Below are 25,144 nucleotides of genomic sequence, written 5' to 3' on the forward strand. Positions count from 1 at the left end.
AGACACACCGGACGCGGGGGACACGCCGGGTCAGCCCTTCTTCTGCTGGAAGCGCTCGTACGCCTTGTTGTGCAGATCGACGTACCGGTCCATGTTCTTGCTCTTCAACTCGCCCAGATAGGCGTCCCATTCGGACAGGGGCCGCTTCCCGAGGGCGAACTTCATGGTGTTCTGGGCCACATGGTCCTTCAGCGGGGTCTCCCAGAGGACCGCCTGCTCCTGCTCCTCCGCCCGCAGCGGATGCGCGGGCTCGACGGGAAGCAACCGCCACCCCGCGATGGCCTCCTGGAACTTCCGTTCGTCCGCCGCGAAGGACGAGGAGACCAGCGCCCGGCTGCCGCCGTACGCGAACACACCGTTGGAGAAGCCGAAGTCCTTCTGGAGGTCCTTGGGGGCGTCCGCCGGAGTGCCCATGAGGCCGATCCCGTCGGCGACTTGATACCGGCCCGGTCCCGTACGGGTGTAGGTGACGCCCTCGACACCGTACTTGCTGAACTCCTGTCCGGCGTCGGAGTACCAGAGCCAGTCCACGAACTGCATCAGCGCGACGAAGTGGTCGCTCTTGAGCGCCGCGCTGGAGATCATCACACCGTTCTCCAGCCGGCCGTCGGCCACCACCTCACCGGCCGGGCCGACCGGCATCGGGATCATCTCGACGGTGGCGCCCCTGACCTGGCGGCCGAGGTTGTAGCGGTAGTTCTGCACCAGCTCCTGCGGGTTGGAGCTGATCACGAACGACTTCTCGGAGAGCAGCTTCTGCACCGCCTCGTCGTCGGTCTGGGTGAAGCTCTCCGGGTCCAGCAGCTTCTCCGCGCAGAGCGAGTGCAGGAAGTCGAGCATCTCCCGGTACGCGTCCATGGCCCCGGTGAAGACGAATCTGTCCGCGCCGGCGTCGAAGGTGACGTTCTCGTAGTCCCAGCCGCCCTTGGTGCCGTACGCCCGGGAGAGATACTTGAGCAGCGAGCCGGCCGGGTAGGTGGGGACGCTCCAGCGGTCCGAGAACGGATAGCGGTCCGGGTACTCCCGCTTGATGGCCCGGAGCACCTCGCGCACCTCCTCCCAGGTGCCCGGCAGCGGCAGACCGAGCCGTTCCAGCACATCGGTGCGCAGCGCCAGCGAGTAGCCGGGTTTGGGCTTCTCGTGCAGACCGGGCAGCAGATAGAACCTGCCGTCGGACTGGCGGATGGAGTCCAGCTCGCCGGCCAGGCCCCATGCCTTCACCTTCGCCGTGAAGTTCGGCATGAGATGGGTGTATTCACTGACCGGCAGGATCGCGCCCGAGGAGACGAACGCGGCCTCCTGGGGGTGGTACGTCTTGGGGATGATCCAGGGCGCGTCACCGGCGCCGATCATCAGGCCGCGCTTCTTCTCGTAGTCGCTGTTCGGCACCGCGGTCGGCTTGAAGGTGACATTCGTCCGCTTGGTGACCTCCTGCCAGAAGAGCCACGAGTCCTTCATCGGATAGTGCGGCATGCTGTTGTGCAGGACCGGGAAGGTCAGCGCCGAGGCCGCCAGGAACTGGTCGCCCACGCCGTACTTCTCCATCGCCCCCGCCCGCTTCTTCGACAGGTCGGCGGGGCCCTTGTCGTCCTCGGTCCCGCCGCCGCAGCCGGTGAGGGCGGCGAGCCCGGCGAAGCCCGCCGCGGCGAGCAGACCGCGGCGCGACAGCTGTCCGGAGTTCTTCACGGATACTCCCTTGTCCTGGAGGTGGGGGTACGGGACGGAGCGGTCAGCCCTTGACGGCGCCGAGCATGACGCCGGAGACGAAGTAGCGCTGGACGAACGGGTACACACAGAGAATGGGCAGCGCCGTGAGCACGATGGTGACCGACTGGATGTTCGAGGCGACCTGGGTGAGCTGCTCCGTACTCGCCCCCGCGTTCGTCCCGCCCGTGGCGCCCACGATGAGGTTGCGCAGATACACGGTGACCGGCATCAGCTCCGTCCGGTCCATGTAGAGGAACGCGGAGAACCAGGAGTTCCAGAAGGACACCGAGTAGAAGAGCACCATCGTCGCGATGACCGCCTTGGACAGCGGCAGCACGATCCGCAGCAGAATGCCGTACGTGCTGAGGCCGTCGATCTGCGCGGCCTCCTCCAGCTCGTCCGGCAGACTCTCGAAGAACGCCTTCATCACCAGCAGGTTGAACACACTGATCGCGTTCGGGATCACCACCGCCCAGAGCGTGTTCTTCATACCGAGGCTGGTGATCAGTACGTAGTGGGGAATCAGCCCGCCGGAGAAGAACATCGTGAACACGGCGACCCCGACCAGGACCCCGCGCCCCTTCAGCTCCTTCTTCGACAGGACATAGGCGTAACAGGTGGTCAGGGCCATGGCGACGGCGGTGGCGACGACCGTGTAGAGCACGGTGTTGCCGTAGTTCCGCCAGAACATCCCGTCGCCGAGGACGATCCGGTACGTGGTGAGGTCGAAGCCCCGGGGCCACAGACTCACCTCGCCGGCCCGGATCCTGGACTCGGAGCTGAACGACCGCGCGATGATGGTGAGGAACGGGTAGAGGGTCACCACCACCACACCGGTCATGATCAGCGCGTTGACCCCCCGGAACACCCGCAGGCCGCGCGTCGGCCGGCCCGCCGTCACCACAGGCTCGTCCCCACCGCGCGGCGGGACAGCTGGTTGGCGGAGAGGATCAGGATCAGGCCGATGACCGCCTCGAAGAGACCGATGGCCGCCGCGTAGCTGAAGTTGTTGGACTCCACACCCGTCCGGTACAGATACGTGGAGATCACATCGGCGGTCGGGTACGTCAGCGGGTTGTAGAGCAGCATGACCTTCTCGAAGCCGACGGCCATGAACGTCCCGATGTTGAGGATCAGCAGGGTGATCATGGTCGGCCGGATGCCCGGCAGGGTGACGTGCCAGATCTGGCGCCACCGGTTCGCGCCGTCGATCCGGGCCGCCTCGTACAGATCCTCGTCGATGGTGGTCAGCGCGGCGAGGTAGAGGATGGTGCCCCAGCCCGCGGTCTGCCAGATCTCCGAACCCACGAAGACGGTACGGAACCAGCCGGGCTCCTGGAGGAAGGCGACCGGCTCCCCGCCGAAGGCCCTGAGCGCCTGGTTGACCGGCCCGTCCGTGGCGAGCAGCTGCATGGTGATACCCGCGACGATCACGATGGACAGGAAGTGCGGAAGGTACGACACCGACTGCACGAAGCGCTTCAGCGCCCGGCCGCGGAACTCGTTGAACAGCAGCGCCAGCACGATCGGCACCGGGAAGCAGAACACCAGGATCAGGGTGCCCAGCCACAGTGTGTTCGTGAACACCTGCCAGAACGTGGGATCGGCCAGGAACATCCGCACATAGCGCAGTCCCACCCACCGTTCGCCCAGAAGGGAACCGCCCGGCTCGAACCGGCGGAAGGCGATCACATTGCCGATCATCGGCAGATAGCGGAACACCAGGAAGAACAGCAGCGGCAGCACCACCAGCGAGTACAGCTGCCAGTCCCGGCGCAGCGCCCGTCGCCAGGAGCGGCCGGCGGTGGCGGTCGTCATGATCGGGCCTCCCGTGGCGAATGACGGGGGAAGGGCGGCGCCCTTCCGAACGGCCCGTCAACAGGGTGTGGGGGTCGGGAAGTTCTCCGAATATTTCGGTAATGAAGCGGCAACATATGGGTGGGTGAATCCGATGTCAATGGGTTCTGTAGGAAGCCGTGGTGCGTCAGACTCGGTGTGAGTCGGTATATCTCCCCGGGAACCGGGGGAGTTGTTCTGCTGTCGGCCCGCTGTCGATCCTCGAAAGTTTCCGTCACTCAAGCGTAATAACCGGACGGTTTCGATCGTCCCCGGCCCGCTGTGAGGTGTCATGCCCGCGTTCGACCTGCCGCTCGACGCACTGGAGAAACACCGCCCCGACCTTGAGGAACCCGCGGATTTCGACACCTTCTGGCGGGCCACCCTCAAGGAGGCCGGCCGGACCGCCCCGGTGCTGTCCGCGCGGCCGGTCGACAGCGGGCTGCGCCTGGTCGAGACCTGGGACGTGACCTTCCGCGGCTTCGCGGGCGAGCCGGTGCGCGCCTGGTACACCCGGCCCGCCCGCGACCCGCTGGCCCGCCCGGCCGTCGTCGAGTACGCGGGGTACGGCCGCGGCCGCGGCCTGCCGCACGAGCGGCTGACCTGGGCCTGCGCCGGCTACGCCCATCTGCTCATGGACAACCGGGGCCAGGGCGACCAGTACGGGAGCGGCGGCGACACCCCCGACCCGCACGCCACGGCGCCGGGCGGTCCCGGACCGGCCGTCCGCGGGCTGCTGGACCCGCACGACTACCACTACCGGCGGCTGATCACCGACGCCGTACGCGCGGTCGCCGCCCTGCGCGCGCTGCCCGGGGTGGACCGCGCCCGGGTGGCGGCCGTCGGCAACAGCCAGGGCGGCGGACTGGCCCTCGCCGTCGCCGGACTCGTCCCCGGCCTCGCGGCGGTCCTGGTCAGCGCGCCCCTGCTGTGCGGCATCCGGCGCGCCCTCGACCTCACCGACGCCGGCCCGTACGGCGAGATCGCCGGCTATCTCGCCGTCCACCGGGACGCCGTCGCCGCCGCCCGCCGTACCCTCGGCTATGTCGAGGGCATCTCCTTCGCCCGCCGGGCCACCGCCCCCGCCCACTTCGGGGTCGGACTGCGCGACACGGTCTGCCCGCCCAGCGGCGCCTACGCCGCGTACAACCGCTACGGCGAACTCGGCGGACACGACCCGCGCCGGGAGATCCACGCCTACCCGTTCAACCAGCACGAGGGCGGCGACGCCGTACACGTGAGGCGCCAACTCGACTGGCTGGCCGGGGTCCTGGGACCGTGAGCCGCACCGGAAGCACACCGCACCGACTGGTACCGGGCCGGCTCCGTCACCCACCACTACCTGGACCGCGGCGCCATCGGCACCGGATACCGGGCCGCGCCACAGGTGTTCGGGTACGGGGTCGACATGTGGGCGATCTGCGACAGCGCCAACCGCTGTCTGCTCTCCTCCGAAGCGGCCTGCGCCCGAACGGGTGGTCATCGGCGCAGGCTGTTCCGTCGCGTTCCCGGCCGGCACTAGGTTGCGGGGCGACCCGATCCCGCCCCGCCCCGAGGACACCGATGGCCATCCCCGCCCTGGACCACGCGACCACCCGTCACTCCCTCGCCCACGCCTACTGGATGGCCAGAGCGGCCGGACTCGCCGTGCTGGACCCCGCCGGCATCGAGGCCGAGGCCACCGCCTGGGGCTTCGACGAGGTACGGCACTTCGAGTCGTCCCACCGTATGCCGTTCCCGATCGAGGACACCCAGGCGTACGTCATGGCCGGCGACCGTATGATCGTCATCGGTTTCCGGGGCACCGAGGTCCTGAAGATCTACGACTGGCTCACCGACGTCAACACACCGCCCGTGCCCGGACCGGCGAACAAGGGCTTCGTCCACTACGGCTTCCACCGGGCCCTGGCGTCCGTCTACCCCGAGATCCGCGACACCGTCCTGAAGCTGCGCACCGGCGGGCAGAGCGTCTGGTTCACCGGACACAGCCTCGGCGGAGCCCTCGCGATGCTGGCCGGCGCCCGCTTCCACTTCGAGGAGCCGCGCCTGCTGGCCGACGGTGTGTACACCTTCGGCCAGCCGCGCACCTGCGAACGGCTGCTCGCCGCCGCGCACAACACGGCCTTCAGGAACCGCTGTCACCGCTTCGTCAACAACAACGACATCGTCCCCCAGCTCCCTCCCGAGCCGGTCTACACCCATGTCGACGCGGCACACTACTTCGACGCCGACGGCAAGCTCCACGACTCCATGCCGCTGCTGGCGAGGCTGGCGGACCGGGCCAAAGGGGTGAGCGCCGATCTGTTCGCCCCGGAGACGGACGCGATCAAGGACCACCATCTGAGCAACTACCTGGCCGCGTTCGAGAAGAACCTCGCCCGGACCTGACCGCCGCCCCGCCACCGGCCGTCGGACATCAAACGGCGGCCGGCGGCGGGCCGGGGAAGACCAGACCGGCGGGTACGGGCGGCGGATAGGCGGCGGGGGTGAACGGCACCCGGTACTCATGCGTGCCGGAGCCCACGGTCACCGGCGCGGAGCCGTCGGGCAGGAAGACCTCCGCCGTGGTGTTCGGCGGCACCTCCACCCGGAGCGCGAACATCCCGTCCCTCAGCGTCCACCCCACCGACGCCCGGCCGTACGGCGTCTCGTGCGCGGACCGCGCCCGGGTCAACTCCCCGCCGGGGCGCGGCCGTACGGTGATACGGCGGTAGCCCGGGGCGGCCGGGGCCAGACCGGCGACCACCCGGTGCAGCCAGTCGGCCACCGCCCCCAGGGCGTAGTGGTTGAACGAGGTCATCTCACCCGGGTTCACACTGCCGTCCGGCAGCATGCTGTCCCAGCGCTCCCACACCGTCGTCGCGCCCATCGTCACCGGGTAGAGGAACGACGGGCAGGTCGTCTCCAGCAGCAGCCGGTACGCGAGCTGGACCTCACCGGCATCGGTCAGCGCGTCATTGACCAGCGGGGTGCCGACGAAGCCGGTACCGATGTGGTAGCCGCCCATGTGCACCAGCTCCGCCAGCCGGGACCCGGCCCGGGCCCGCTGGGCGTCGTCCAGCAGCTCGAACCGCAGCCCCAGCGCGTACGCGGTCTGCGCGTCGCTGCTGATCCGGCCGTTGGGCGACACATACTCGGCGGCGAACGCCGCGCGTACCTCATCGGCGAGCTTCCCGTATCTCTCGGCGTCCTCGGGCCGGCCGATCAGCCCGGCCACGAGCGCGGTGACCCGGGCGGAGCGCGCGAAGTGCGCGGTGGCCACCAGATGACCGTCCGTCTTCGCGTCGCCGGGGCGGTCCGGGGGAGCGCTCGGATCCAGCCAGTCGCCCAACTGCCAGCGGTCCGTCCACAGCAGATCGTCCCCGGCCAGCTCATGGACCCGGTCGACCCACGCGGTCATCCCCTCGTACTGCCGGGCCAGCAGCTCCAGATCCCCGAACCGCTGGTAGAGCGCCCAGGGCGCGAGAGTGACGACATCGCCCCAGGCGGCGTTCGCCATGTTCCAGCCCATCGCCGGGTCGGGCACGGTCAGCGGCGGGGTGCGCCCGGGGGAGGCGAGCTGCTCGGCCGACACATCCCGCAGCCAGGACGCCAGCGTCCCCGAGCAGTCGTACAGATAGGAGGCCGTCGGCGCGAACACCTGGAGATCACCGGTCCAGCCGAGACGCTCGTCGCGCTGCGGACAGTCGGTCGGCACATCCAGGAAGTTGCCGCGCATCCCCCAGACGACGTTCTCGTGGAGCCGGTCCAGCAGCGGATGGGAGCTGTCGAACCAGCCGGTGCGCTCCATGTCGCTGTGCACGACGACGGCCGTCAGATCGCCCTTCTCCAGGGTCCCGGGCCAGCCGCCGATCTCCGCGTACCGGAAGCCGTGGAACGTGAACGACGGCTCCCACTCCGCACGCCCGCCCGCCGGATCCCGCCGCTCCTCCGAGCCGTCGCAGATGTAGCGGTCCTCGGCCTTCACCAGCCGCAGCGGACGCACCCCCAGCTCACCGTTCTCCAGCACCTCGGCGTGGCGCAGCACGATCTCGGTCCCGGCGGGCCCCTTCGGCCGGATCCTGATCCGCCCCACCAGGTTCTGCCCGAAGTCGACCAGCGTCCGCCCGCTCGGCGAGGTGAGGATCTCGACGGGCTCGACGAGCTGCGTACGGCGGACGGGCGGGCCGTCCGGGGCGACCAGCCGGGTCCGGTCGAGGGCGGCCACCCGCACGGGCCCCCAGCCGGAGTCGTCGAAGCCGGGCGCCGACCAGCCAGGACGGCTCAGCCGCGCGTCGAAGACCTCACCGTCGTAGATGCTCGCACCGCGCACCGCACTCGGCGCCGTACACCACTGCCCGTCCGTCCGGACGATCTGCGTGGTGCCGTCCGCGTACCCGATCTCCAGCTGGAGGAAGAGCCCGCCGCGGTCGCCCCAGATGTCGCGCTTCCCGCCGTCGAAGCCGAGCCGGCCGCGGAACCAGCCCTCCGCGACCAGCGCGCCGAGCGCGTTGGGCCCCTCGGTGAGCGAGTCCGTGACGTCATGCGTCCGGTAACGCAGCCGGTGGTGGTAGCTCGTCCAGCCGGGGGCCAGCACCTCGTCGCCGACGACGGAGCCGTTGAGCCACAGCTCGTACACACCGTGCGCGGTCACCCGCAGGCGCGCCCGCGCGATGTCCTTCCCCACGGTGAACTCGCGCCGGAACGCCGGGACCGGGTCGCCCTCACCCAGGTGCTCCACCGTGGTGATCAGCTCGGCCGTCCACTCCTCCGGCGAGAGCAGCCCGGCCTCGACGCCGTACGGCACGCTCCACCCGGTCGCGCGGCCCTCCCGGTCCCACGCCCTGACCTGTACGGTCCGCCGCTCCCGGGAGGCCAGCGGGCTCGCGGGCCACGGGACGAGGCTCGACTCGTCGCCCTCGATCCGCCCGCTGGTCCAGCCGTCCGAGGTGCGGACCTCGTACGCGCTCTGGTACCAGCCGGCGGTGTCCGCGTCCCCGCCGCCGATCCGCCAGGAGAGCCGGGGAGCGGCCTCCCCGATGCCGAAGGGCTCGCGGTGGTGCTCGAAACGCAGCGCGGTGATGTGCGGCAAGGGTCCTCCCGGGAAGTGCATTGAGACGATTCAATGCCGCCGGGACAAGCCCTGTCCAGTGGCCGGGAGTGTGTTCTCCACGTCGTCGAGGGGCCCGGCCGGGCGCCGGGCCGCCCCGGGGTCTTCAGGCGCCCATCCGGATCCGCTGGAGGGAGGTGAGCCGGAGCACGAAGGCGAGGGCCAGCGCGGAGGCGCCGATGCCGAGGACATTGGTGAACTGCGCGAGGAAGATGGCGTCATTGGCGCCGGCGGCGAAGTCCGCCTCGTACCAGGTGCTCATCCCGTCGTTCACGTACATGACGAAGTAGCCGAGCCAGCACCACCACCAGGCGTTCAGCAGCGACCGCGAGTCGCTCGCCCGGCCGGCGGTCGTCGCCGTCCAGATGTCGTTGGCGATCCGCTTGGGCATGAAGAGGTTGACGACGGGGATGAACCAGGAGCCGACCGCCAGCCCGATCCCGTGCCGGATACGGCCCGGGGCGAACGCCTCGGCGTTGAGCCGCATACGGTGGAACCAGAACGACCACGCGATGATCACGCCGAGATGTGCCACCACGTTGAGTGTGTCGGCCACGTCCGTCGCGAACACCAGCGCGTCGTAGTCCATGATGCCCGCGGTGAGGGCCGTGTCGTCCTCCGCGTCGAGCTGGGAGAACGCGATCTCCAGGACGACGGTCCGGAGCAGCAGGGGCAGCACGTACAGACAGAGCAGAATGGCCAGGACCGCGGAGAGGCCCCGGGCCGGCCGGACCAGCGGGGGAGGGACGAACGACGGGGTGAAGGCCGGGGCCGGGAAACCGCCGGAGTGAGCGGTCACCTGGGGCAGGCTGCCCGGATGCGGGGTGGACCACACGGGCGCCGCGGGCGCGTACGTGAGCGGCGGGCCGAAGCCGGGCACGACGGTCGGCGCCTGGCCGGCCCACTGCGGCTGACTGCCCGTCGCACCGCCGGGCAGGGTGCGGCCCTCCGGGTCCTCGCTGTCCAGCAGCCGTACGGCGTGCCTGCCCAGCTCCGCCAGCACCTCGCCCGGCAGCCACGCGCCGCTCCGCGCGGTGTCGGTGCCGCTCTCCATCTCCTCGATCCGCGTCAGCAGTGTGTCCAGGGTGGGCCGCCCCGCGGGATCCTTCGTCAGACAGTCGGCTATCAGCCCCTGCCACTGCTCGGGCACCCCGGTGAGATCGGCCTCCCCCTCCGCGATCCGGAAGAGCAGGGAGTGCACCCCGCCCTCGCCGCTCCCGAAGGGCTGCTGTCCCGTCGCGGTGTACGCGAGCACGGCGCCGAGGCAGAAGATGTCACTGGCGAACGTCACCTGCTCCCCGCGGACTTGCTCGGGCGACATGAAGCCGGGCGAGCCCAGGAGGGCGCCCGTGCCGGTGAGACCGCCGCCGGACTGCGTGGCCGCGTCGAGGGCGCGCGCGATGCCGAAGTCGATGACCCGGGGCCCGTCGATCGTCACCAGCACATTGGACGGCTTGAGATCGCGGTGTACGAGCCCCGCGCCGTGGATGGCCCGGAGCGCGTGGACGAGCCCGGTCGCCAGCGCGTGCACGGACTTCGCGGGCAGCGGGCCGTACTGCTTCTCCACCACCTGGGAGAGCGAGGGTCCGGCGACATAGCCGGTGGCGACCCAGGGCGTCGCCGCTTCGGTGTCGGCGTCCAGCACCGGCGCCGTCCACTCGCCGCCGACCCGCCGGGCCGCCCGTACCTCCTGCGCGAAGCGCTGCCGGAAGTCGGACCTGCGGGCCAGTTCCTCCTTGACGACCTTGACCGCGACCGTACGGCCGCGGTCGGAACGGGCCAGGTACACCCGCCCCATGCCGCCCTCGCCGAGCCTGCCGAGCAGCCGGTAGCCGCCGATCCAGCTCGGATCATTCGGGTCCAACCCATCCATACGTGTGCTCCCTGTGCCCCCGGTGATGCGTCCGCATGAGGATAGGAGACGGGGCGCGAGGGAGTGTCGGTGGCTGCCCCTACTATGAGATCTCCGGCGGAGTCGAGGGGCTGATGTCCCTTCCGTGGCAAGCGGGTTGGCGGAATGCCGAGCCGACGCCCCCGGAGCGTACATCTGTTGCCGGTTTTCTGGGAGGGCGTGTTCGGTGCATCCGCTGCATGAGACCGATCCGACGGACATGGGCCGCTACCGTCTGGCGGGCCGGCTCGGGGCGGGCGGCATGGGCGATGTCTACCTGGGGCGCACCCCGGGCGGCCGGCCCGCCGCCGTCAAGGTCATCAGCGCTCAGTTCCAGTCGGATCCGCAGGCGTTGAGCCGTTTCCGCCGTGAGGTGGAGACGCTCAGGACGGTCCACAGCGCGTACACGGCCGCACTCATCGACGCGGAGGTGACGACACCGCCGTACTGGATGGCCACCGAGTACATACCGGGGCCGACCCTGGCCGACGCGGTCCGGAACACCGGACCCCTGCCGCCGCAGCTGTGCCGGGCGCTGCTGGCCGCGCTGGCCGAGGGCCTCACCGACATCCATGTCCGGGGGGTGCTGCACCGCGACATCAAGCCGCAGAACGTGATCCTCTCCGCCACCGGCCCCCAGCTCATCGACTTCGGTATCGCGCGCGGCTTCGAGCCCTCCGATCTCACCCAGGCCGGGGTCGCCATCGGCACGCCCGGATTCATCGCGCCCGAGACGATCACGGAGAGCGTGACCGGTCCGGCGGCCGATGTCTTCGCGCTCGGCGCCACCCTCGCCCACGCCCTCACCGGCCGCCCGCCGTACGGCGAGGGCTCCATGATGACCGTCGCCTACCGCACGGTGCACGAGGAGGTCGATCTGCGCGGGGTCCCCGCCGACATCGCGGAGCTGGTCGCCTCGTGCACCCACCGCGACCCCGGCCGGCGGCCCGACCCGCAGCGGATCGTGGACCTCTGCGGGACCGGCACCGACCTCGTCCAGCTCCCGGCCTACCGGCGGGCCGCCGCGACGACGGCCCCCGTCGCCGCCCCGCCCGCGGCCGCCGCACCCGAGGCCACCGCGCCGGCGGCCGAGCAGGCGACGGCCGTCTCCCAGGCGGCCACCGCGTTGGTCGCCGCGCCGGCCCCCACGGCCGCCGCGACCGTGTTCGCGCCGGGCGCGGCGCAGGCGCCGCCGGCCACCATGCTCGACTCCGCCGGGCCGGCCCCCGCGGGGACGGTCGCGTCGGCCGGGTCGGCCGCTTCCGTCACCGCCGAGCCCGTCACGGCCGCGACCGCCGCGGCGAAGTCCGGATGGCGCGACCCCCGGCGGCTCGCGCTCGGCGCCGTGCTGACGGCCGGGGCCGTGACCGCGACGGTGTTCGGGTTCTGGGGCTCCGGCGACGGCAAGGAGAGCGAGGCGGGTGAGCGTCCTTCCTCGAACCAGAGCCGGAGCGAGGGCCGGCCCCTGCCGCCGGAGGACGGCGGGGACCCGCCCTCGGAGCAGCCCGGCGAGGCCGGCTCGGACAACCCGGCGGCGCCGGACGAACCGGTCCAGGACGCCCCCGAGGCGCCACCGGAATCACTGGTCGTCCCGGCCGGACTCACCCTGAAAATAGGCGAGTTCATCCAAGCGGCACGCGCGAAGCTGATCATGGACCAGGACGGCAACCTGGTTCTCCTCGATGAGAACGGCGAGGCCCGCTGGTCGAACCAGCAGCCGGGCCCCGACTTCATCACGACCTTCCAGACGGACGGCAATCTGGTCGTCTACGACGCCGCGCACCAGGCCAGATGGGCCAGCCGGACCGATGGCGCCGAGGGCGCCGTGCTCGAACTGCGCGCCGACGGGAACATGGTCATCACCAAGGACGGCCAGGACCTCTGGCAGACCGATACGGCACACTGACCCGGCGGGGGCCAGGGCCCCCGCCGGCCGGTCCCGGCGCCCGCGGCCCGGTCAGCCGCCGACATAGGCCGCCAAGTGCTCGCCGGTGAGGGTGGAGCGCGCGGCGACCAGATCGGCCGGGGTGCCCTCGAAGACGACCGATCCGCCGTCGTGGCCGGCCCCGGGCCCGAGATCGATGATCCAGTCCGCGTGCGCCATGACCGCCTGATGGTGCTCGACCACGATCACCGACCTGCCCGCGTCCACGATCCGGTCGAGCAGCCCGAGCAGCTGCTCCACATCGGCGAGATGGAGACCGGCGGTCGGCTCGTCGAGCACGTACACCCCGCCCTTCTCCCCCAGGTGGGTGGCGAGTTTCAGCCGCTGCCGCTCGCCGCCGGACAGGGTGGTGAGCGGCTGTCCGAGGCTGAGATAGCCGAGCCCGACATCGGCGAGCCGGTCGAGGATCCGCCGCGCGGCCGGGGTGTGCGCCTCGCCCGGACCGAAGAACTCCCGCGCCTCGGTCACCGGCATCGCCAGCACCTCGCTGATGTCCCGGCCCCCGAGGTGGTGATCGAGCACCGAGGCGTGGAACCGCTTCCCCTCGCACTCCTCGCAGGTGACGGCCACCCCGGCCATCATCGCCAGATCGGTGTAGACGACACCGGCGCCGTTGCACGTGGGGCAGGCGCCCTCGGAGTTGGCGCTGAACAGCGCCGGCTTCACCCCGTTGGCCTTCGCGAACGCCTTGCGGATCGGGTCCAGGAGCCCCGTGTACGTCGCCGGGTTGCTCCGCCGCGAGCCGCGGATCGCGCCCTGGCCGATCGACACCACCTCCGCGCCCCCGGCGGCCGGCCCCCGGCCCAGCGACCCGTGCACGAGCGAACTCTTGCCGGAGCCGGCGACACCCGTGACGACGACCAGTACCCCCAGCGGGATGTCGACATCGACATCGCGCAGATTGTTCGTACGCGCGCCGCGGATCTCCAGGGCGCCGGTGGGCTTCCGTACCTCCTCCTTGAGGGCCGCCCGGTCGTCGAAGTGGCGGCCGGTGACGGTGCCGCCGGCCCGCAGACCCTCCACCGTGCCCTCGAAGCAGACGGTGCCGCCCGCCGTACCGGCGCCCGGGCCGAGGTCCACGACATGGTCCGCGATCGCGATCGTCTCCGGCTTGTGCTCCACGACGAGCACCGTGTTGCCCTTGTCCCGCAGCCGCAGCAGCAGATCGTTCATCCGGCTGATGTCATGCGGGTGCAGCCCCGTGGTGGGCTCGTCGAAGACATACGTGGTGTCGGTGAGCGAGGAGCCGAGATGCCGGATCATCTTGACGCGCTGCGCCTCGCCGCCCGACAGCGTGCCCGAGGGCCGCTCCAGCGCGAGATAGCCGAGGCCGATCTCCACGAACGAGTCGAGCGTCCCCCGCAACGAGGCGAGCAGCGGCGCCACCGAGGGCTCGTCCAGGCCGCGGACCCAGCCGGCCAGATCGCTGATCTGCATGGCGCAGGCGTCGGCGATGCTGATCCCCCCGATCCTCGACGACCTCGCCCCCTCGCTGAGCCGGGTGCCGTCGCACCCGGGACAGGTGGTGAAGGTGATCGCCCGGTCCACGAACGCCCGGATGTGCGGCTGCATCGCCTCCTTGTCCTTGGCGAGCATCGACTTCTGGATCCGCGGGATCAGCCCCTCGTACGTCATGTTGATGCCCGCGATCTTCATCCTGGTCGGCGGGCGGTGCAGAAAGTCGGCCAGCTCCTGCTCGGTGAACTCACGGATCGGTTTCTCCGGATCGAAGAAGCCCGACTCGCTGTACATCCGGTAGCTCCAGCCGCCCGTCTTGTAGCCGGGGACGTTCATCGCGCCCTCGGCCAGCGACTTGGAGTCGTCGTACAGCTGCGTCAGATCGACATCGGAGACCGCGCCCCGGCCCTCGCACCGCGGACACATACCGCCGGTGACACTGAAGCTGCGCCGCTCCTTCACCGTCTGCCCGGCGCGCTCCACGGTGACCGCGCCCGCCCCGCTCATCGAGGCGACGTTGAAGGAGAACGCCTGGGGCGAGCCGAAGTGCGGCTGCCCGAGCCGGCTGAAGAGGATACGCAGCATCACACCCGCGTCGGTGGCGGTGCCGACCGTGGAGCGGGGGTCGCTGCCCATCCGCTGCTGGTCGACGATGATCGCGGTCGTCAGCCCGTCGAGCACATCGACCTCGGGCCGCGCCAGCGTCGGCATGAACCCCTGGACGAAGGCGCTGTAGGTCTCGTTGATCAGCCGCTGCGACTCCGCGGCGATCGTGCCGAACACCAGAGAACTCTTGCCCGAGCCGGAGACACCGGTGAACACCGTCAGCCGGCGCTTCGGAATCTCGATGTGGACGTCCTTGAGGTTGTTCTCGCGCGCGCCGTGCACACGGATCAGATCGTGGCTGTCGGCGAGGTGCGGCGCGGACGCGCGCGCGGCCGGCCCCGGGGTCGTGCTCATCATGTCTCCGTCCGACGCCTCGGGAGCGTCTGCGCGATCGGTGGTCATGGCCGTTACGGTAGGCGCGGCGCGGCCGCCGCGCTTCTCCATTCCTGACCGATTCCGCTCCACGGTCCCGGCCCGGTGCCGCTCCGCCCGCGCGCCGGGCCGCCGTCCGCCGTACCGTACGCCGTCGTTAGTGTGGGGGCATGCGAGCGCCCCGGGAGACCCGTACCCTGCCGGCGTTCGCCCCGGGCGCGGTGCCGGTGCCGTTCGTCATCATGGGGTACGACGAGGTCGTCGCCCACGACACCAGCTGGAACGCGCACTCCCACCCCTGGCACGAACTGCTCTGGAACGAGCGGGGCGCCTCCATGACTGTGGTGGGCGCGCGGGCGTGGACGGTCACCCCCACCCTGGGCCTCTGGATGCCCGCGGGCACGATGCACTCCGGCTCGGCGGTCGCCGGGACCTGGTTCCGCGCCGCGTTCTTCGGCTTCGCCACCACCCCCTCGCTCTCCGAGGTGCCCGTCACCGTCGAGATCACCCCGCTGCTCCGGCTGCTGCTGGAACGGCTCGGCGACCCCGCGCTGCCGCCCGCCTCCCGGGCGGCGACGGAGACCCTGGTGCTCGACGTACTCACACCGTCCTCGCGGGAACTCCTCGTCCAGATGCCCACCTCACCGCTGCTGCGCCCGATCGCCAACGCGGTACGGGAGAACCCCGGGGACCCGCGGACGCTGACCCGCTGGGCGGCCGAACTCGGTGTGAGCCCCCGGACGATCACCCGCGCCTTCAACGCCGAGACGGGCGTCAGCTTCGCGCGCTGGGTCGCCTCCGTACGGGCACAGCACGCGGTCGCGCTGCTGACCAGGGGCGGCGAGGTGGACGAGGTCGCGGAGGCGGTCGGCTACCGGTCGGCGAGCGCGTTCGGCGCGGCCTTCCGGCGTACGACGGGGATGACGCCGGGCATGTTCCGGGCGCACTGAGCGCCACAGGGTCTCCGGGTGCCCCGGGCCTCTCCGGCTGTCCGGGTGGCCGGATCGCTACAGCCGCTGTCTTGAACGATTGATTGCGACACGTGCCCCCTTTTCGTAAAGTTCAAAGGCAAGCCTTACCTAAGTCGCTTGCGCCAGTACGGTGCACCGCTCCACGACCGCATTCCGCGACCCATACGTGCGAGGTCCGACACCGGCCAACCCGGAAGTGGAGTCACGGATCCATGCGTACACAGCGCCTGCGCGCGGTCGCTCTCACGGCTGCCCTCCTGCTGGGCCTCACGGCCTGCGGCGGAGAGTCCGACAGCGGCAAGGACGAGAAGGACACGGCGGGGAGCGGCGGGAAGACGGCCGGGGCGAGCGCGTTCCCGCTGACGATCAAGCACGCCCTGGGGACGACGACCGTACCGAAGAAGCCCGAGCGCGTCGCGACGGTCAACTGGGCCAACCACGAGGTGCCGCTGGCCCTCGGTGTCGTCCCGGTCGGCATGGCCGCCGCCAACTTCGGTGACGACGACGGCGACGGGATCCTGCCCTGGGTCAAGGACCGGCTGGAGAAGCTCAAGGCCGACACCCCGGTCCTGTTCGACGAGACCGACGGCATCGACTTCGAGGCCGTGGCCGACACGAAGCCCGACGTCATCCTCGCCTCGTACTCCGGGCTCACGAAGCAGGACTACAAGACGCTGAGCGAGATCGCCCCCGTGGTCGCGTACCCGGACGCGGCCTGGGCCACCCCGTGGCGCGAGATCATCCGCCTGAACAGCGAGGCGATCGGCCTCGCCGACGAGGGGGAGAAGCTGATCGGCGAGGTCGAGGGCGACATCGCCAAGACCGTCGCCAAGTACCCCCAGCTGAAGGGGAAGTCGGCGATGTTCATGACGCACGTCGACATCAACGACGTCAGTGAGGTCGGCTACTACACGGCGCACGACACCCGCACCCTGTTCTTCGAGGACCTCGGTCTGACGATGCCGAAGAGCATCGCCAAGGCGTCCGAGGGCACCAAGAAGTTCGCGCTGACCCAGAGCGCCGAGCGGATCGACGCGTTCAACGACGTCGACATCATCACCGGCTACGGCGACGACAAGGGCGAACTCCTCAAGACCCTGAAGAAGGACCCCCTGCTCTCCAAGATCCCCGCCGTCGAGCGCGGTTCGGTCTACCTCCTGCCGGGCAGCTCCCCGCTGGCCACCGCGGCGAACCCCACGCCGCTGTCGATCTCGTACGTCCTGGACGACTACGCGGCAGCGCTCGCCAAGGCCGCGGACAAGGTCAAGTGACAACGCTCGACACCCGACGCACGCCGGACGCCGCCGTGGTGCGGCGTCCGGCGCGTGTGCGGATCCTGTGGCTCCTGCTCTCCCTCCTCCTGCTGGCGGCGGTCATGGTGGCCTCGGTCGCCATCGGCTCGCGCACCGTCGCCTGGTCCGACGTCTGGGCGGCGCTCGGCGGCGCGGACGGCTCGCTGGAACAGGCCGCGGTCACCAAACGGATCCCGCGCACCCTGCTCGCCGTGATCATCGGCGCCGCCCTGGGCCTGGCCGGCGGTGTCATGCAGGGCGTGACCCGCAACCCGCTGGCCGACCCGGGCATCCTCGGTGTCAACATGGGCGCGTCGCTCACCGTCGTCACGGCGGTCGCGTTCTTCGGGCTCACCTCGCCGACGGGGTACGTGTGGGTCGCCATGGCCGGGGCGGGCCTCTCGGCGGTGTTCGTCTACACCGTCGGCTCGCTGGGGCGCGGCGGCGCCACGCCCCTCAAGCTGGCCCTCGCGGGCGCCGCCACCTCCGCGGCGTTCGCGTCGCTGGTGACCGCCGTCGTCCTGCCCCGCAACGATGTCGCGGGGAGCTTCCGGCTCTGGCAGATCGGCGGCGTCGGCGGCGCCTCCTTCGAGCGCATCGGACATGTACTGCCCTTCCTCGCCACCGGCTTCGTCATCTGCCTGCTGTCCGCGCGGGCGCTCAACTCCCTCGCCCTGGGCGACGAACTCGCCGCCGGACTGGGCGAACGGGTCGCCGTGGCCCGGGCCGTCGCCGCGGCCGGCGCCGTCGTGCTGTGCGGCGCCGCGACGGCGGCGGCCGGGCCGATCGGCTTCGTCGGACTCGTCGTCCCCCACGCCTGCCGCCTCATGGTGGGTGTCGACCACCGCTGGCTGCTGCCGTTCTCCGCCGTGACCGGCGCCTCGCTGCTGACCGCCGCCGATGTGGCCGGACGGATCGTGGCCCGGCCGGCCGAGGTCGACGTGGGCATCGTGACGGCGCTGATCGGCGCCCCGTTCTTCATCTACACCGTCCGCCGTCAGAAGGTGCGTGCCCTGTGAGCGCCCCCGCCGTCCCCCGGCCGTCCGTCCGACAGGCCGTCACCCGCGGCCGGACCCGGAACGCCCGTCGGCGACGCCTCGTCGTCCTCACCCTGGCCGTGCTCGTCGTCGCCGCGTTCGCCGTGGCCCTGATGGCCGGACAGACCTTCTACCCGCCCCGGGACGTGATGCGGGTGATCCTCGGCGAACAGGTCCCGGGCGCCACGTTCACCGTCGGACGGCTGCGGCTGCCGCGCGCGGTGCTCGCCGTGACGGCCGGGTTCAGCTTCGGCATGGCCGGTGTCACCTTCCAGACGATGCTCCGCAACCCGCTCGCCAGCCCCGACATCATCGGCATCAGCTCCGGAGCGAGCGCCGCCGCGGCCATCGCCATCGTCACCCTGTCGCTCGACGAGACCCAGGTGTCGGTCCTCGCGATCGTCGCCGCGCTCGCCGTCGCCCTGCTCGTCTACACCCTGGCCTTCCGGGACGGCGTCGTCGGCACCCGGCTGATCCTGATCGGCATCGGCATCTCCGCCATGCTCGACAGCGTCACCTCGTACGTCCTGTCCCGGGCCGCGGAGTGGGACCTCCAGGAGGCCATGCGCTGGCTGACCGGCAGTCTGAACGGTACGAGCTGGAACCAGACCGTGCCCGCCCTGCTGGCCCTGCTCGTCCTGGCCCCCGTCCTGCTGTCCCGGGCACGCGACCTCTCCACGATGCAGCTCGGCGACGACACCGCCTCCGCCCTCGGCGTCCGTGTCGAACGCACCCGCATCACGGTGATCGTCGTCGCCGTCGGCCTGATCGCGTTCGCCACGGCCGCCGCCGGGCCGATCGCCTTCGTGGCGTTCCTGTCCGGACCGATCGCGGCCCGGCTGGCCGGCACGGGCGGCTCCCTGCTGGTGCCCGCCGGGCTGGTCGGCTCCCTCCTGGTGCTCGTCGCCGACTTCACCGGCCAGTTCGCACTCGGCACCCGCTACCCGGTCGGGGTCGTCACCGGCGTCCTGGGCGCGCCCTACCTCGTCTATCTGATCGTCCGTACCCACCGGGCCGGAGGCTCGATATGACCACGTCCCACTCCCTGACGGCCGAGCGGCTCACCCTCGGCTACGGCGACCGCGTCGTCGTCGAGTCCCTCGATCTGACCGTGCCGCCCGGCAGGGTCACGGTCATCGTCGGCGCCAACGCCTGCGGGAAGTCGACCCTCCTGCGCTCCATGTCCCGGCTGCTCGCGCCGCGCGAGGGCCGGGTCGTCCTGGACGGCCGGCAGGTGCACCGGATGCCCGCCAAGGAACTCGCCCGCACACTCGGGCTGTTGCCGCAGTCACCAGTGGCGCCCGAGGGCATCACCGTGCTCGACCTGGTCGGCCGCGGCCGCCACCCGCACCAGGGCATCTTCACCCGGTGGAGCGAGAAGGACGACGCCGCCGTGGCCTCCGCCCTGGAGGACACCCGGACGGCGGAGCTGGCCGACCGCGCCGTGGACGAACTCTCCGGCGGCCAGCGCCAGCGGGTCTGGATCGCCATGGCACTGGCCCAGCAGACCGATCTGCTGCTGCTCGACGAACCCACCACCTTCCTCGACGCCAGCCACCAGATCGAGGTCCTCGACCTGCTGACCGACCTGAACCGGACCCGCGGCACGACCGTCGTGATGGTCCTGCACGACCTCAACCTCGCCGCCCGCTACGCCGACCACCTCGTCGCCCTCGCCGACGGCCGGGTCCACGCCTCCGGCGCGCCCGCCGACGTACTGACCTCGGAGATGGTCGCGGCGGTCTTCGGCCTGGAGAGCCGCGTCATCGAGGACCCGGTCTCCGGCAAACCCCTGATGCTCCCCATCGGCCGGCACCACGTCCGGCCGCTCTCACCCGTGGGCGACGGCGCGGCGGGTGAAGGTGGGTAAAGGTGGGTGAGGGCGGGTGAGGGCGGTTGGAGCCACTGTCCCATCGTTTTCCCATCGGATTCCCATCAGCGCCCGGCAACCTTGGCCGCGTACAGACAGAAGTGTCCCCGTACGGGTTTCCGGGAGGTCATGTTGTTGTCCATGGTCAAACGCTCGGCGATGATTCTCGCCGCGCTGCTGGGTGTCGCGGTGGCGAACGCGCCCGGCGCGTCGGCCGCCGCCGACGGCACGGTCAGATTCACGAATCAGCAGAACGTGGCGTGTATCAGAGGGGCGGCCTTCGGCCTCAACACCGACTGTTTCGGCCCCGCCGCCGAAATGAACTGGACGCTCAGACAGATCCCCACCGCGCCGGTCGAGTACCGGTACATCCAGAGCAACTTCGGCAGGGGGTGCTGGACCGATGACGACTCGGTCTTCTATTTGAGCGCCTGTAACTACGGAGGACTCCCCGGCCGCCAGATCTGGAGCATCGTCCGCTACCAGCCGGGCCCACCACCCTCAGGCATGGCGGGGGTACGGCTGGAGAACGTCGTGACCAACAAATGCATGGACACCGACGCCACTGGCTCGACGCTGGTCCGCAACAATTGCAGCAACTCCTCCAGGACGCAGCAGTGGAACATTCCGCTGGCCGCCTTCAACGCCATGTTCACCCCCTGACGGAGGCGGCCCGACGTGCGATCACATCTGAGATACGCGCTCAAGTCACTGCCGGCGCTGCTGACTGCACTGACGCTGGTCCTTCTCGCACCCGGCCCCGCGCTGGCGAACACGCCCAAGACCCGTCTCACCAACACCTACAGCAACGAGTGTCTCCGGGCGACCGGCGAGGCGGTGACGGTCGCCTCCAACTGTAGCGGTGCCGCGCAGAACTTCGAGTGGCGCTTCGACCAGGTTCCCGGCGGACCCAACACGTTCAAGTACATCAAGCTGGACGCCTCCGAGCACCCGGGTACCTGCCTGGACAACAACGGCTCCCGCATCTACGCCCTGAGGTGCAACACGGGCACCTACCAGCAGTGGGTCGTCACCCGTTTCGAGCCCCTGCGCCCTCCGAGCGGGCAGGTGGGTGTGCAGCTGAAGAACGTCCAGACCGGTATCTGCGTGGACACCACACGGTCGGGCAGCGGTTGGCGGATCTATCCCCATGCGTGCAACTCCGGCTACTTCCAGCAGTGGAACATCAGCGCGGATGCCGCCAACTTCATTGGCTGGTGACCGCCCTGACCGGCGCCTCGGCCAACGGGACCGCTGAAAGGCCCGGTTGAGAGGCAGGACCGGGCCCGCGGCCGATCCGTACCGGCTCCGCGGGCCCGGTTCTCAGCACCGGGCGCCGAACGCGGAGCACGGTCACCCCATCCCCTGGCCGTCACCGCCGTCATCCGCCGACTCCAGCAGCGCGGCCAGCCGGTGTTCGGAGCGTTGTCGCCAGCGCGGGCAGCCGAGTTCGCCGTTGTGCCGGACAGCTCGCCGCAGCAGGCCGATCGCCGTTTCCCTCTCTCCCGCCACGGCGGCCACCTCACCGAGGAAGTGGTCGATCGAGCCCCAGCACAGCATCGCGGAACCGGTGGTGACCGCGCGCCCCGTGTAGGGCAGCAGCCGGCCGAGTGCCCAGCGGCAGGACGGTCCGTCCCCGCACAGGGCCCAGGTGTAGGCCCGCAGGACCATCTGGAGCAGCCAGAGCCAGTCATGGGGCGGTTCGGGAAGCTGATGGGCCGGCGGGCAGTACGCGACGGCTTCGGTGAAGCGGCCCCGCAGGGCCAGGACGAGGCCCACGTGTTCCGGGGGGACCGGGCTGCCCGCCCGGTGCACCGCGCGGACCAGCTCTTCCATGTCCGCGAACCGGTCCTGGTCCAGCAGCCAGGTGATCCGGTGGGCGAACAGGGCGGGTTCGGCACCCCACCCGAGCCGCCGGTGCAGGTCGTACGCCTGCCCGGCCAGCCGTTCCGCCACCGCCCGATTGCCCGCCAGCCCGCTGCGCAGCGCCTCCCACCAGCGAAGATGGATATCGACCTCGGTCAGGCGCACCTGTTCGTTGGCGGCCGCGCAGGCAACGATGTCCGTCTGCGCCGCCGCCATGTCACCCGCCTCCAGCCGGGTGAGGGCCCGGCGCAGCAGCGCCATCGGCAGCCACTCGGGACCTGCGCCGGGACGCGCGGCCAGGGCCAGTTGCTCCTCCACCAGGGCCTGGCGCTCGCCGAGGGTGTCGGGGTGGCGTATCGCTTGGAGCCGCAGATGCAGTACGCGGAAGAGCAACTGCTCGTCGCCGAGCCGGCGGGCCATCGCCACCGCCTCGGACGACAGCCGCACCGCCGCCGTGCCCGGACCGGGTGCTCCCGACGGCGCGGACGGCTTCGACGGCTCGGACGCGCTGTCGTGGTACAGCTCGGCGGCGAGGGCCGCCAGGGCCAGGCACCGCAGGGGCGAGTCCGTCCCCGGCAGCAGCCGTACCGCGTCGCGCAACGCGGTCAGCACGGTGTCGTCGGCGGTCCGGTAGTCCCGTACCGCCAGGAACGACTCCAGTGTGTGTACGGTCGCGGCCGTCGCGAGCGCCTGGACGTCGTTCAGCTCCCGGGCCAGGGCGATGGCACGGTTCAGTACGGTGGTGGCCTCCTCGCGCTGGGCACCGCGACTGGCCAGCCGGCCCCGGCGGACGACCAGGTCGAACAGCCGGCGGGTGCCGTCGGAATCGGCGGGGGCGGCGCGCTCGTCGATGATCTCTATCGCCGCGGTGAGCAGACGCGCGGCGTGCTGGTGGGCGTGGACCCGCTCCGCGCGCCCGGCGGCGGCCGTCGCCGCGGCGACGGCCTGTTCCGCGTACCCCGCCGGCGTGGCCGCCAGCCAGTGGAAAGCCGCGTCGTCGAGCAGTTCGGCGTGGCCCCGGACACCGGCGCGCACCCGGCGCTCCAGGGCCTCGGCTATCCGGGCGTGCAGGCCGGCCGTCCGTAACCGGGAGAAGGACCGGCGCAGTGTGTCGCGTACCAGGGCGTGGCTGAACCGGTAACACCCCGTCGGCCCGTCCTCTTCGATCAGGCCCCATCCGATACCGGCCTCCAGTGTGTCCAGCAGCCGTTCGCGGGGAGTGTCACTCGCCTCGGCCAGTATCCCGAAGTCGAACCGTTCCCCCACGACGGCGGCCACCGCGAGGGTGGTCTCCGCGCCGTCGGGAAGTCCGCGCAACCGGTGCCGGACCAGGTTGCGGGTGCCCTCCGGCAGCGCCTCGGTCAGCCGTCTTGTACCCAACGTCGGTACGAGACGCGCGAGTTCGTTCACATGGAACGGGACGCCTCCGCAGCGCCGGTGGATCACACGGCCGGTCTCCGCCCCGGTACCGGGGCCCAGCCGGCGGCCCACCGCCCGTACCACCTCGGCCTCGGTCAGCCGGCGCAACGGCCAGCGGTTGGCCCATGTGCCGGTCAGACCGGCGACCAGGGCACTCGCGGCGCCGTCGAGTTCGGGGCCGTCACGGCTGGTGACCAGGAGCAGCAGCGGTAACTCCGGCAGCATCGTGGTCAGTACACGCAGCACCCGCACCGAATCGGGGTCGGCCCAATGCAGATCGTCGAGGACGACGAGGAGCGGGCGTTCCCGCGCGGCACACGCCAACAGCTCCACGATGACGGTCGGCCCTCGTGAGGACGCGCCCCCGCCGTCACCGTGACGCCCTTCCCCGGCAGGGCCCTTGCCCATACCGAGGGACCGTGCCCTCCCCGGGGCGGGGCGGTCGCTGTCACCGCCCGTGATCAGCGCGTTCGCCCCGAGCTGGTCGGCCAGCCTCCGCAGCCGTCTGCCGCCCCCGCCGATCACGGCCCGCAGCACCATCAGCCACGGCCACAGGGCGGGAACCCCCTGCCCCTCGGGACATCGGCCGACGACCGCCGCCAGCCCCCGGCCCGCCGCCCGCTCCAGCGCTGCCTGAGCGATCCGGGTCTTGCCGATGCCCGGCTCTCCCGTAACCAGCATCAGACCGCCCCGGCCGCCGGACGTCCCGGACAGCGCGCGGTCCACTCCGGCCAGTACGTCGTCCCGCCCGTCGAGTCCGTCCCGGCTGTCGGGCTCCGGGACATCGGCACGGGTGACCGTCCCGGCCGCCGGACGCGCAGCGGCACTTGAACCCGGAACAGGACCCGAACCAGGACCTGGACCTGGACCGGCCGCCCGTACGACCCGGCGCGCTTCCAGGTCCAGCCCCGCGTCCTGGTGGACGATGTCCCGCTCCAGCCGGCGCAGCCTTCGGCCGGGGCCGACTCCGAGGTTCTCGTCGAGCGCGCCGCGCGCCTGCTGGAGCACCGCGAGGGACTCGGCGCGCCGCCCACAGCGGTACAGGGCGAGCGCGAGCATCTCCCAGCGCTGCTCCCGCAACGGTTCGGAGGCGACCAGCGTTCTCAGCCCGGCGACGGCCGGCTCGGCGAGCCCGGCGGCCAACTGGGCTCCCGCGTGCCGCTCCTGGGACGTCAGCCGAAGCTCCTCCAGCCGGGTCGACTCCAGCGCGGCGAACGGCTCGGACGAGAACTCCCCGAAGGCGGGCCCTCTCCACAGCGCGAGCGCCTGATCGAGGTCGGAGAGCGCGTCCAGCGGCCGGCCACCGGCCAGCGACGCCCGGCCCGACTCGGCCAGCTTCCCGAACGACATCGCGTCGTACCGTTCCTCCGGCACGCGCAGACAGTATCCGGTCTCCGTGCTGACCAGCACTTTCCCCGCCTCTCGCGGTGGCCGGTCCGGCTCCAGCCGCCGCCGCAGATTGGCGACGTACGACCGCAGAGTGCCGACCGCCGTCGGCGGCGGCCGCTCCCCCCACACACTGTCCACCAACCGGGAAACCGGCACCGGACCGCCCGCCTCCGCCAACAACACGGCTAGCACCCGCCGCTGTTTGGCTCCCCCCAGGGCGACCGGTTGATCACCGACCCGGACCTCGACCGCTCCCAGCACCGACCACCACATAGCGTGGAACCTATTACGACAGGGAGTCATCGAACAACGACGCCTCCCGCCTCCAAAACCACTCGCGCCACAGCCCGGGCATCAGATGAAGCGAACACGGACTCCTTGCGACTTATGAGATAA

17 protein-coding genes are annotated in these 25,144 nt (G+C 71.1%); 10 read left to right on the plus strand and 7 right to left on the minus strand.

Annotated features, from left to right (window positions below; translation table 11 throughout):
- Positions 1-30: 30 nt before the first annotated feature.
- From DVK44_RS32830 to DVK44_RS32840, 3 genes are read right to left on the minus strand one after another with little or no spacing between them, the layout of a single operon-like run.
- Entirely contained in the window at positions 31-1,686 is a 1,656-nt protein-coding gene (locus DVK44_RS32830) for an ABC transporter substrate-binding protein (RefSeq protein WP_114664256.1), read from the minus strand.
- Positions 1,687-1,729: 43 nt separating this feature from the next.
- Positions 1,730-2,548, minus strand: a complete 819-nt coding sequence (locus DVK44_RS32835) for a carbohydrate ABC transporter permease (RefSeq protein ID WP_114665593.1) — start codon at positions 2,546-2,548, stop codon at positions 1,730-1,732.
- A 56-nt stretch (positions 2,549-2,604) separates the two neighbouring features.
- Positions 2,605-3,525, minus strand: a complete 921-nt coding sequence (locus DVK44_RS32840) for an ABC transporter permease (RefSeq protein WP_114664257.1) — start codon at positions 3,523-3,525, stop codon at positions 2,605-2,607.
- Between the two features lie 310 nt (positions 3,526-3,835).
- On the opposite strand from DVK44_RS32840, the gene DVK44_RS32845 reads away from it, so the two are divergent.
- A complete protein-coding gene (locus DVK44_RS32845; protein WP_114664258.1) occupies positions 3,836-4,825 on the plus strand; it encodes an acetylxylan esterase in 990 nt (329 codons plus the stop codon).
- Positions 4,826-5,106: 281 nt separating this feature from the next.
- Positions 5,107-5,931, plus strand: coding sequence for a lipase family protein (locus DVK44_RS32850; RefSeq protein ID WP_114664259.1), 825 nt, complete (start codon positions 5,107-5,109; stop codon positions 5,929-5,931).
- A gap of 28 nt (positions 5,932-5,959) precedes the next feature.
- On the opposite strand, the gene DVK44_RS32855 is transcribed toward DVK44_RS32850, so the two are convergent.
- Positions 5,960-8,614, minus strand: a complete 2,655-nt coding sequence (locus DVK44_RS32855) for a glycoside hydrolase family 78 protein (RefSeq protein ID WP_228447468.1) — start codon at positions 8,612-8,614, stop codon at positions 5,960-5,962.
- A gap of 124 nt (positions 8,615-8,738) precedes the next feature.
- Positions 8,739-10,505, minus strand: coding sequence for a protein kinase domain-containing protein (locus DVK44_RS32860; RefSeq protein WP_114664261.1), 1,767 nt, complete (start codon positions 10,503-10,505; stop codon positions 8,739-8,741).
- 205 nt (positions 10,506-10,710) lie between these two features.
- On the opposite strand from DVK44_RS32860, the gene DVK44_RS32865 reads away from it, so the two are divergent.
- The gene (locus tag DVK44_RS32865; protein WP_114664262.1) at positions 10,711-12,429 is read left to right on the plus strand and encodes a protein kinase domain-containing protein; all 1,719 of its coding nucleotides are present in this window, start codon (positions 10,711-10,713) and stop codon (positions 12,427-12,429) included.
- Between the two features lie 51 nt (positions 12,430-12,480).
- Here DVK44_RS32865 and DVK44_RS32870 read toward each other — a convergent pair whose 3' ends face one another.
- Positions 12,481-14,886, minus strand: a complete 2,406-nt coding sequence (locus DVK44_RS32870; RefSeq protein WP_114664263.1) for an ATP-binding cassette domain-containing protein — start codon at positions 14,884-14,886, stop codon at positions 12,481-12,483.
- A 188-nt stretch (positions 14,887-15,074) separates the two neighbouring features.
- On the opposite strand from DVK44_RS32870, the gene DVK44_RS32875 reads away from it, so the two are divergent.
- The 7 genes from DVK44_RS32875 (at position 15,075) to DVK44_RS32905 (ending at position 21,295) form a co-directional block, all read left to right on the plus strand.
- The gene (locus tag DVK44_RS32875; protein ID WP_114664264.1) at positions 15,075-15,854 is read left to right on the plus strand and encodes a helix-turn-helix transcriptional regulator; all 780 of its coding nucleotides are present in this window, start codon (positions 15,075-15,077) and stop codon (positions 15,852-15,854) included.
- A 233-nt stretch (positions 15,855-16,087) separates the two neighbouring features.
- Complete coding sequence (locus DVK44_RS32880; protein ID WP_114664265.1) at positions 16,088-17,146, plus strand: iron-siderophore ABC transporter substrate-binding protein; 1,059 nt, start codon at positions 16,088-16,090, stop codon at positions 17,144-17,146.
- A complete protein-coding gene (locus tag DVK44_RS32885) occupies positions 17,143-18,186 on the plus strand; it encodes a FecCD family ABC transporter permease (protein WP_114664266.1) in 1,044 nt (347 codons plus the stop codon). The genes DVK44_RS32880 and DVK44_RS32885 overlap by 4 nt, the downstream gene beginning before the upstream one ends.
- On the plus strand, positions 18,183-19,235 hold the full coding sequence (locus tag DVK44_RS32890; RefSeq protein WP_114664267.1) for a FecCD family ABC transporter permease: 1,053 nt from the start codon (positions 18,183-18,185) through the stop codon (positions 19,233-19,235). The genes DVK44_RS32885 and DVK44_RS32890 overlap by 4 nt, the downstream gene beginning before the upstream one ends.
- Positions 19,232-20,074, plus strand: coding sequence for an ABC transporter ATP-binding protein (locus DVK44_RS32895; RefSeq protein ID WP_114664268.1), 843 nt, complete (start codon positions 19,232-19,234; stop codon positions 20,072-20,074). The genes DVK44_RS32890 and DVK44_RS32895 overlap by 4 nt, the downstream gene beginning before the upstream one ends.
- A gap of 141 nt (positions 20,075-20,215) precedes the next feature.
- Positions 20,216-20,737 carry an RICIN domain-containing protein gene (locus tag DVK44_RS32900; RefSeq protein WP_114664269.1) on the plus strand — a complete coding sequence of 174 codons (522 nt, stop codon included), beginning with the start codon at positions 20,216-20,218 and terminating at the stop codon, positions 20,735-20,737.
- Between the two features lie 15 nt (positions 20,738-20,752).
- Positions 20,753-21,295 (plus strand): RICIN domain-containing protein, encoded by a 543-nt coding sequence (locus DVK44_RS32905; protein ID WP_114664270.1) that lies wholly within the window; start codon positions 20,753-20,755, stop codon positions 21,293-21,295.
- 132 nt (positions 21,296-21,427) lie between these two features.
- Here the strand turns inward: DVK44_RS32905 and DVK44_RS32910 are convergent, their stop codons facing one another.
- Complete coding sequence (locus DVK44_RS32910) at positions 21,428-25,021, minus strand: BTAD domain-containing putative transcriptional regulator (RefSeq protein ID WP_162794180.1); 3,594 nt, start codon at positions 25,019-25,021, stop codon at positions 21,428-21,430.
- Positions 25,022-25,144: the final 123 nt, after the last annotated feature.

Source organism: Streptomyces paludis, assembly GCF_003344965.1.
GTDB classification, from domain to species: domain Bacteria; phylum Actinomycetota; class Actinomycetes; order Streptomycetales; family Streptomycetaceae; genus Streptomyces; species Streptomyces paludis.

What these genes read in the sequence shown, in the direction of transcription:
- DVK44_RS32835 (WP_114665593.1), bottom strand. Translation starts at nt 2,548, where the DNA reads ATGACCGGTGTGGTGGTGGTGACCCTCTACCCGTTCCTCACCATCATC.
- DVK44_RS32840 (WP_114664257.1), bottom strand. Translation starts at nt 3,525, where the DNA reads ATGACGACCGCCACCGCCGGCCGCTCCTGGCGACGGGCGCTGCGCCGG.
- DVK44_RS32845 (WP_114664258.1), top strand. Translation starts at nt 3,836, where the DNA reads ATGCCCGCGTTCGACCTGCCGCTCGACGCACTGGAGAAACACCGCCCC.
- DVK44_RS32850 (WP_114664259.1), top strand. Translation starts at nt 5,107, where the DNA reads ATGGCCATCCCCGCCCTGGACCACGCGACCACCCGTCACTCCCTCGCC.
- DVK44_RS32860 (WP_114664261.1), bottom strand. Translation starts at nt 10,505, where the DNA reads ATGGATGGGTTGGACCCGAATGATCCGAGCTGGATCGGCGGCTACCGG.
- DVK44_RS32870 (WP_114664263.1), bottom strand. Translation starts at nt 14,886, where the DNA reads ATGAGCACGACCCCGGGGCCGGCCGCGCGCGCGTCCGCGCCGCACCTC.
- DVK44_RS32875 (WP_114664264.1), top strand. Translation starts at nt 15,075, where the DNA reads ATGCGAGCGCCCCGGGAGACCCGTACCCTGCCGGCGTTCGCCCCGGGC.
- DVK44_RS32880 (WP_114664265.1), top strand. Translation starts at nt 16,088, where the DNA reads ATGCGTACACAGCGCCTGCGCGCGGTCGCTCTCACGGCTGCCCTCCTG.
- DVK44_RS32895 (WP_114664268.1), top strand. Translation starts at nt 19,232, where the DNA reads ATGACCACGTCCCACTCCCTGACGGCCGAGCGGCTCACCCTCGGCTAC.
- DVK44_RS32900 (WP_114664269.1), top strand. Translation starts at nt 20,216, where the DNA reads ATGGTCAAACGCTCGGCGATGATTCTCGCCGCGCTGCTGGGTGTCGCG.
- DVK44_RS32910 (WP_162794180.1), bottom strand. Translation starts at nt 25,021, where the DNA reads ATGTGGTGGTCGGTGCTGGGAGCGGTCGAGGTCCGGGTCGGTGATCAA.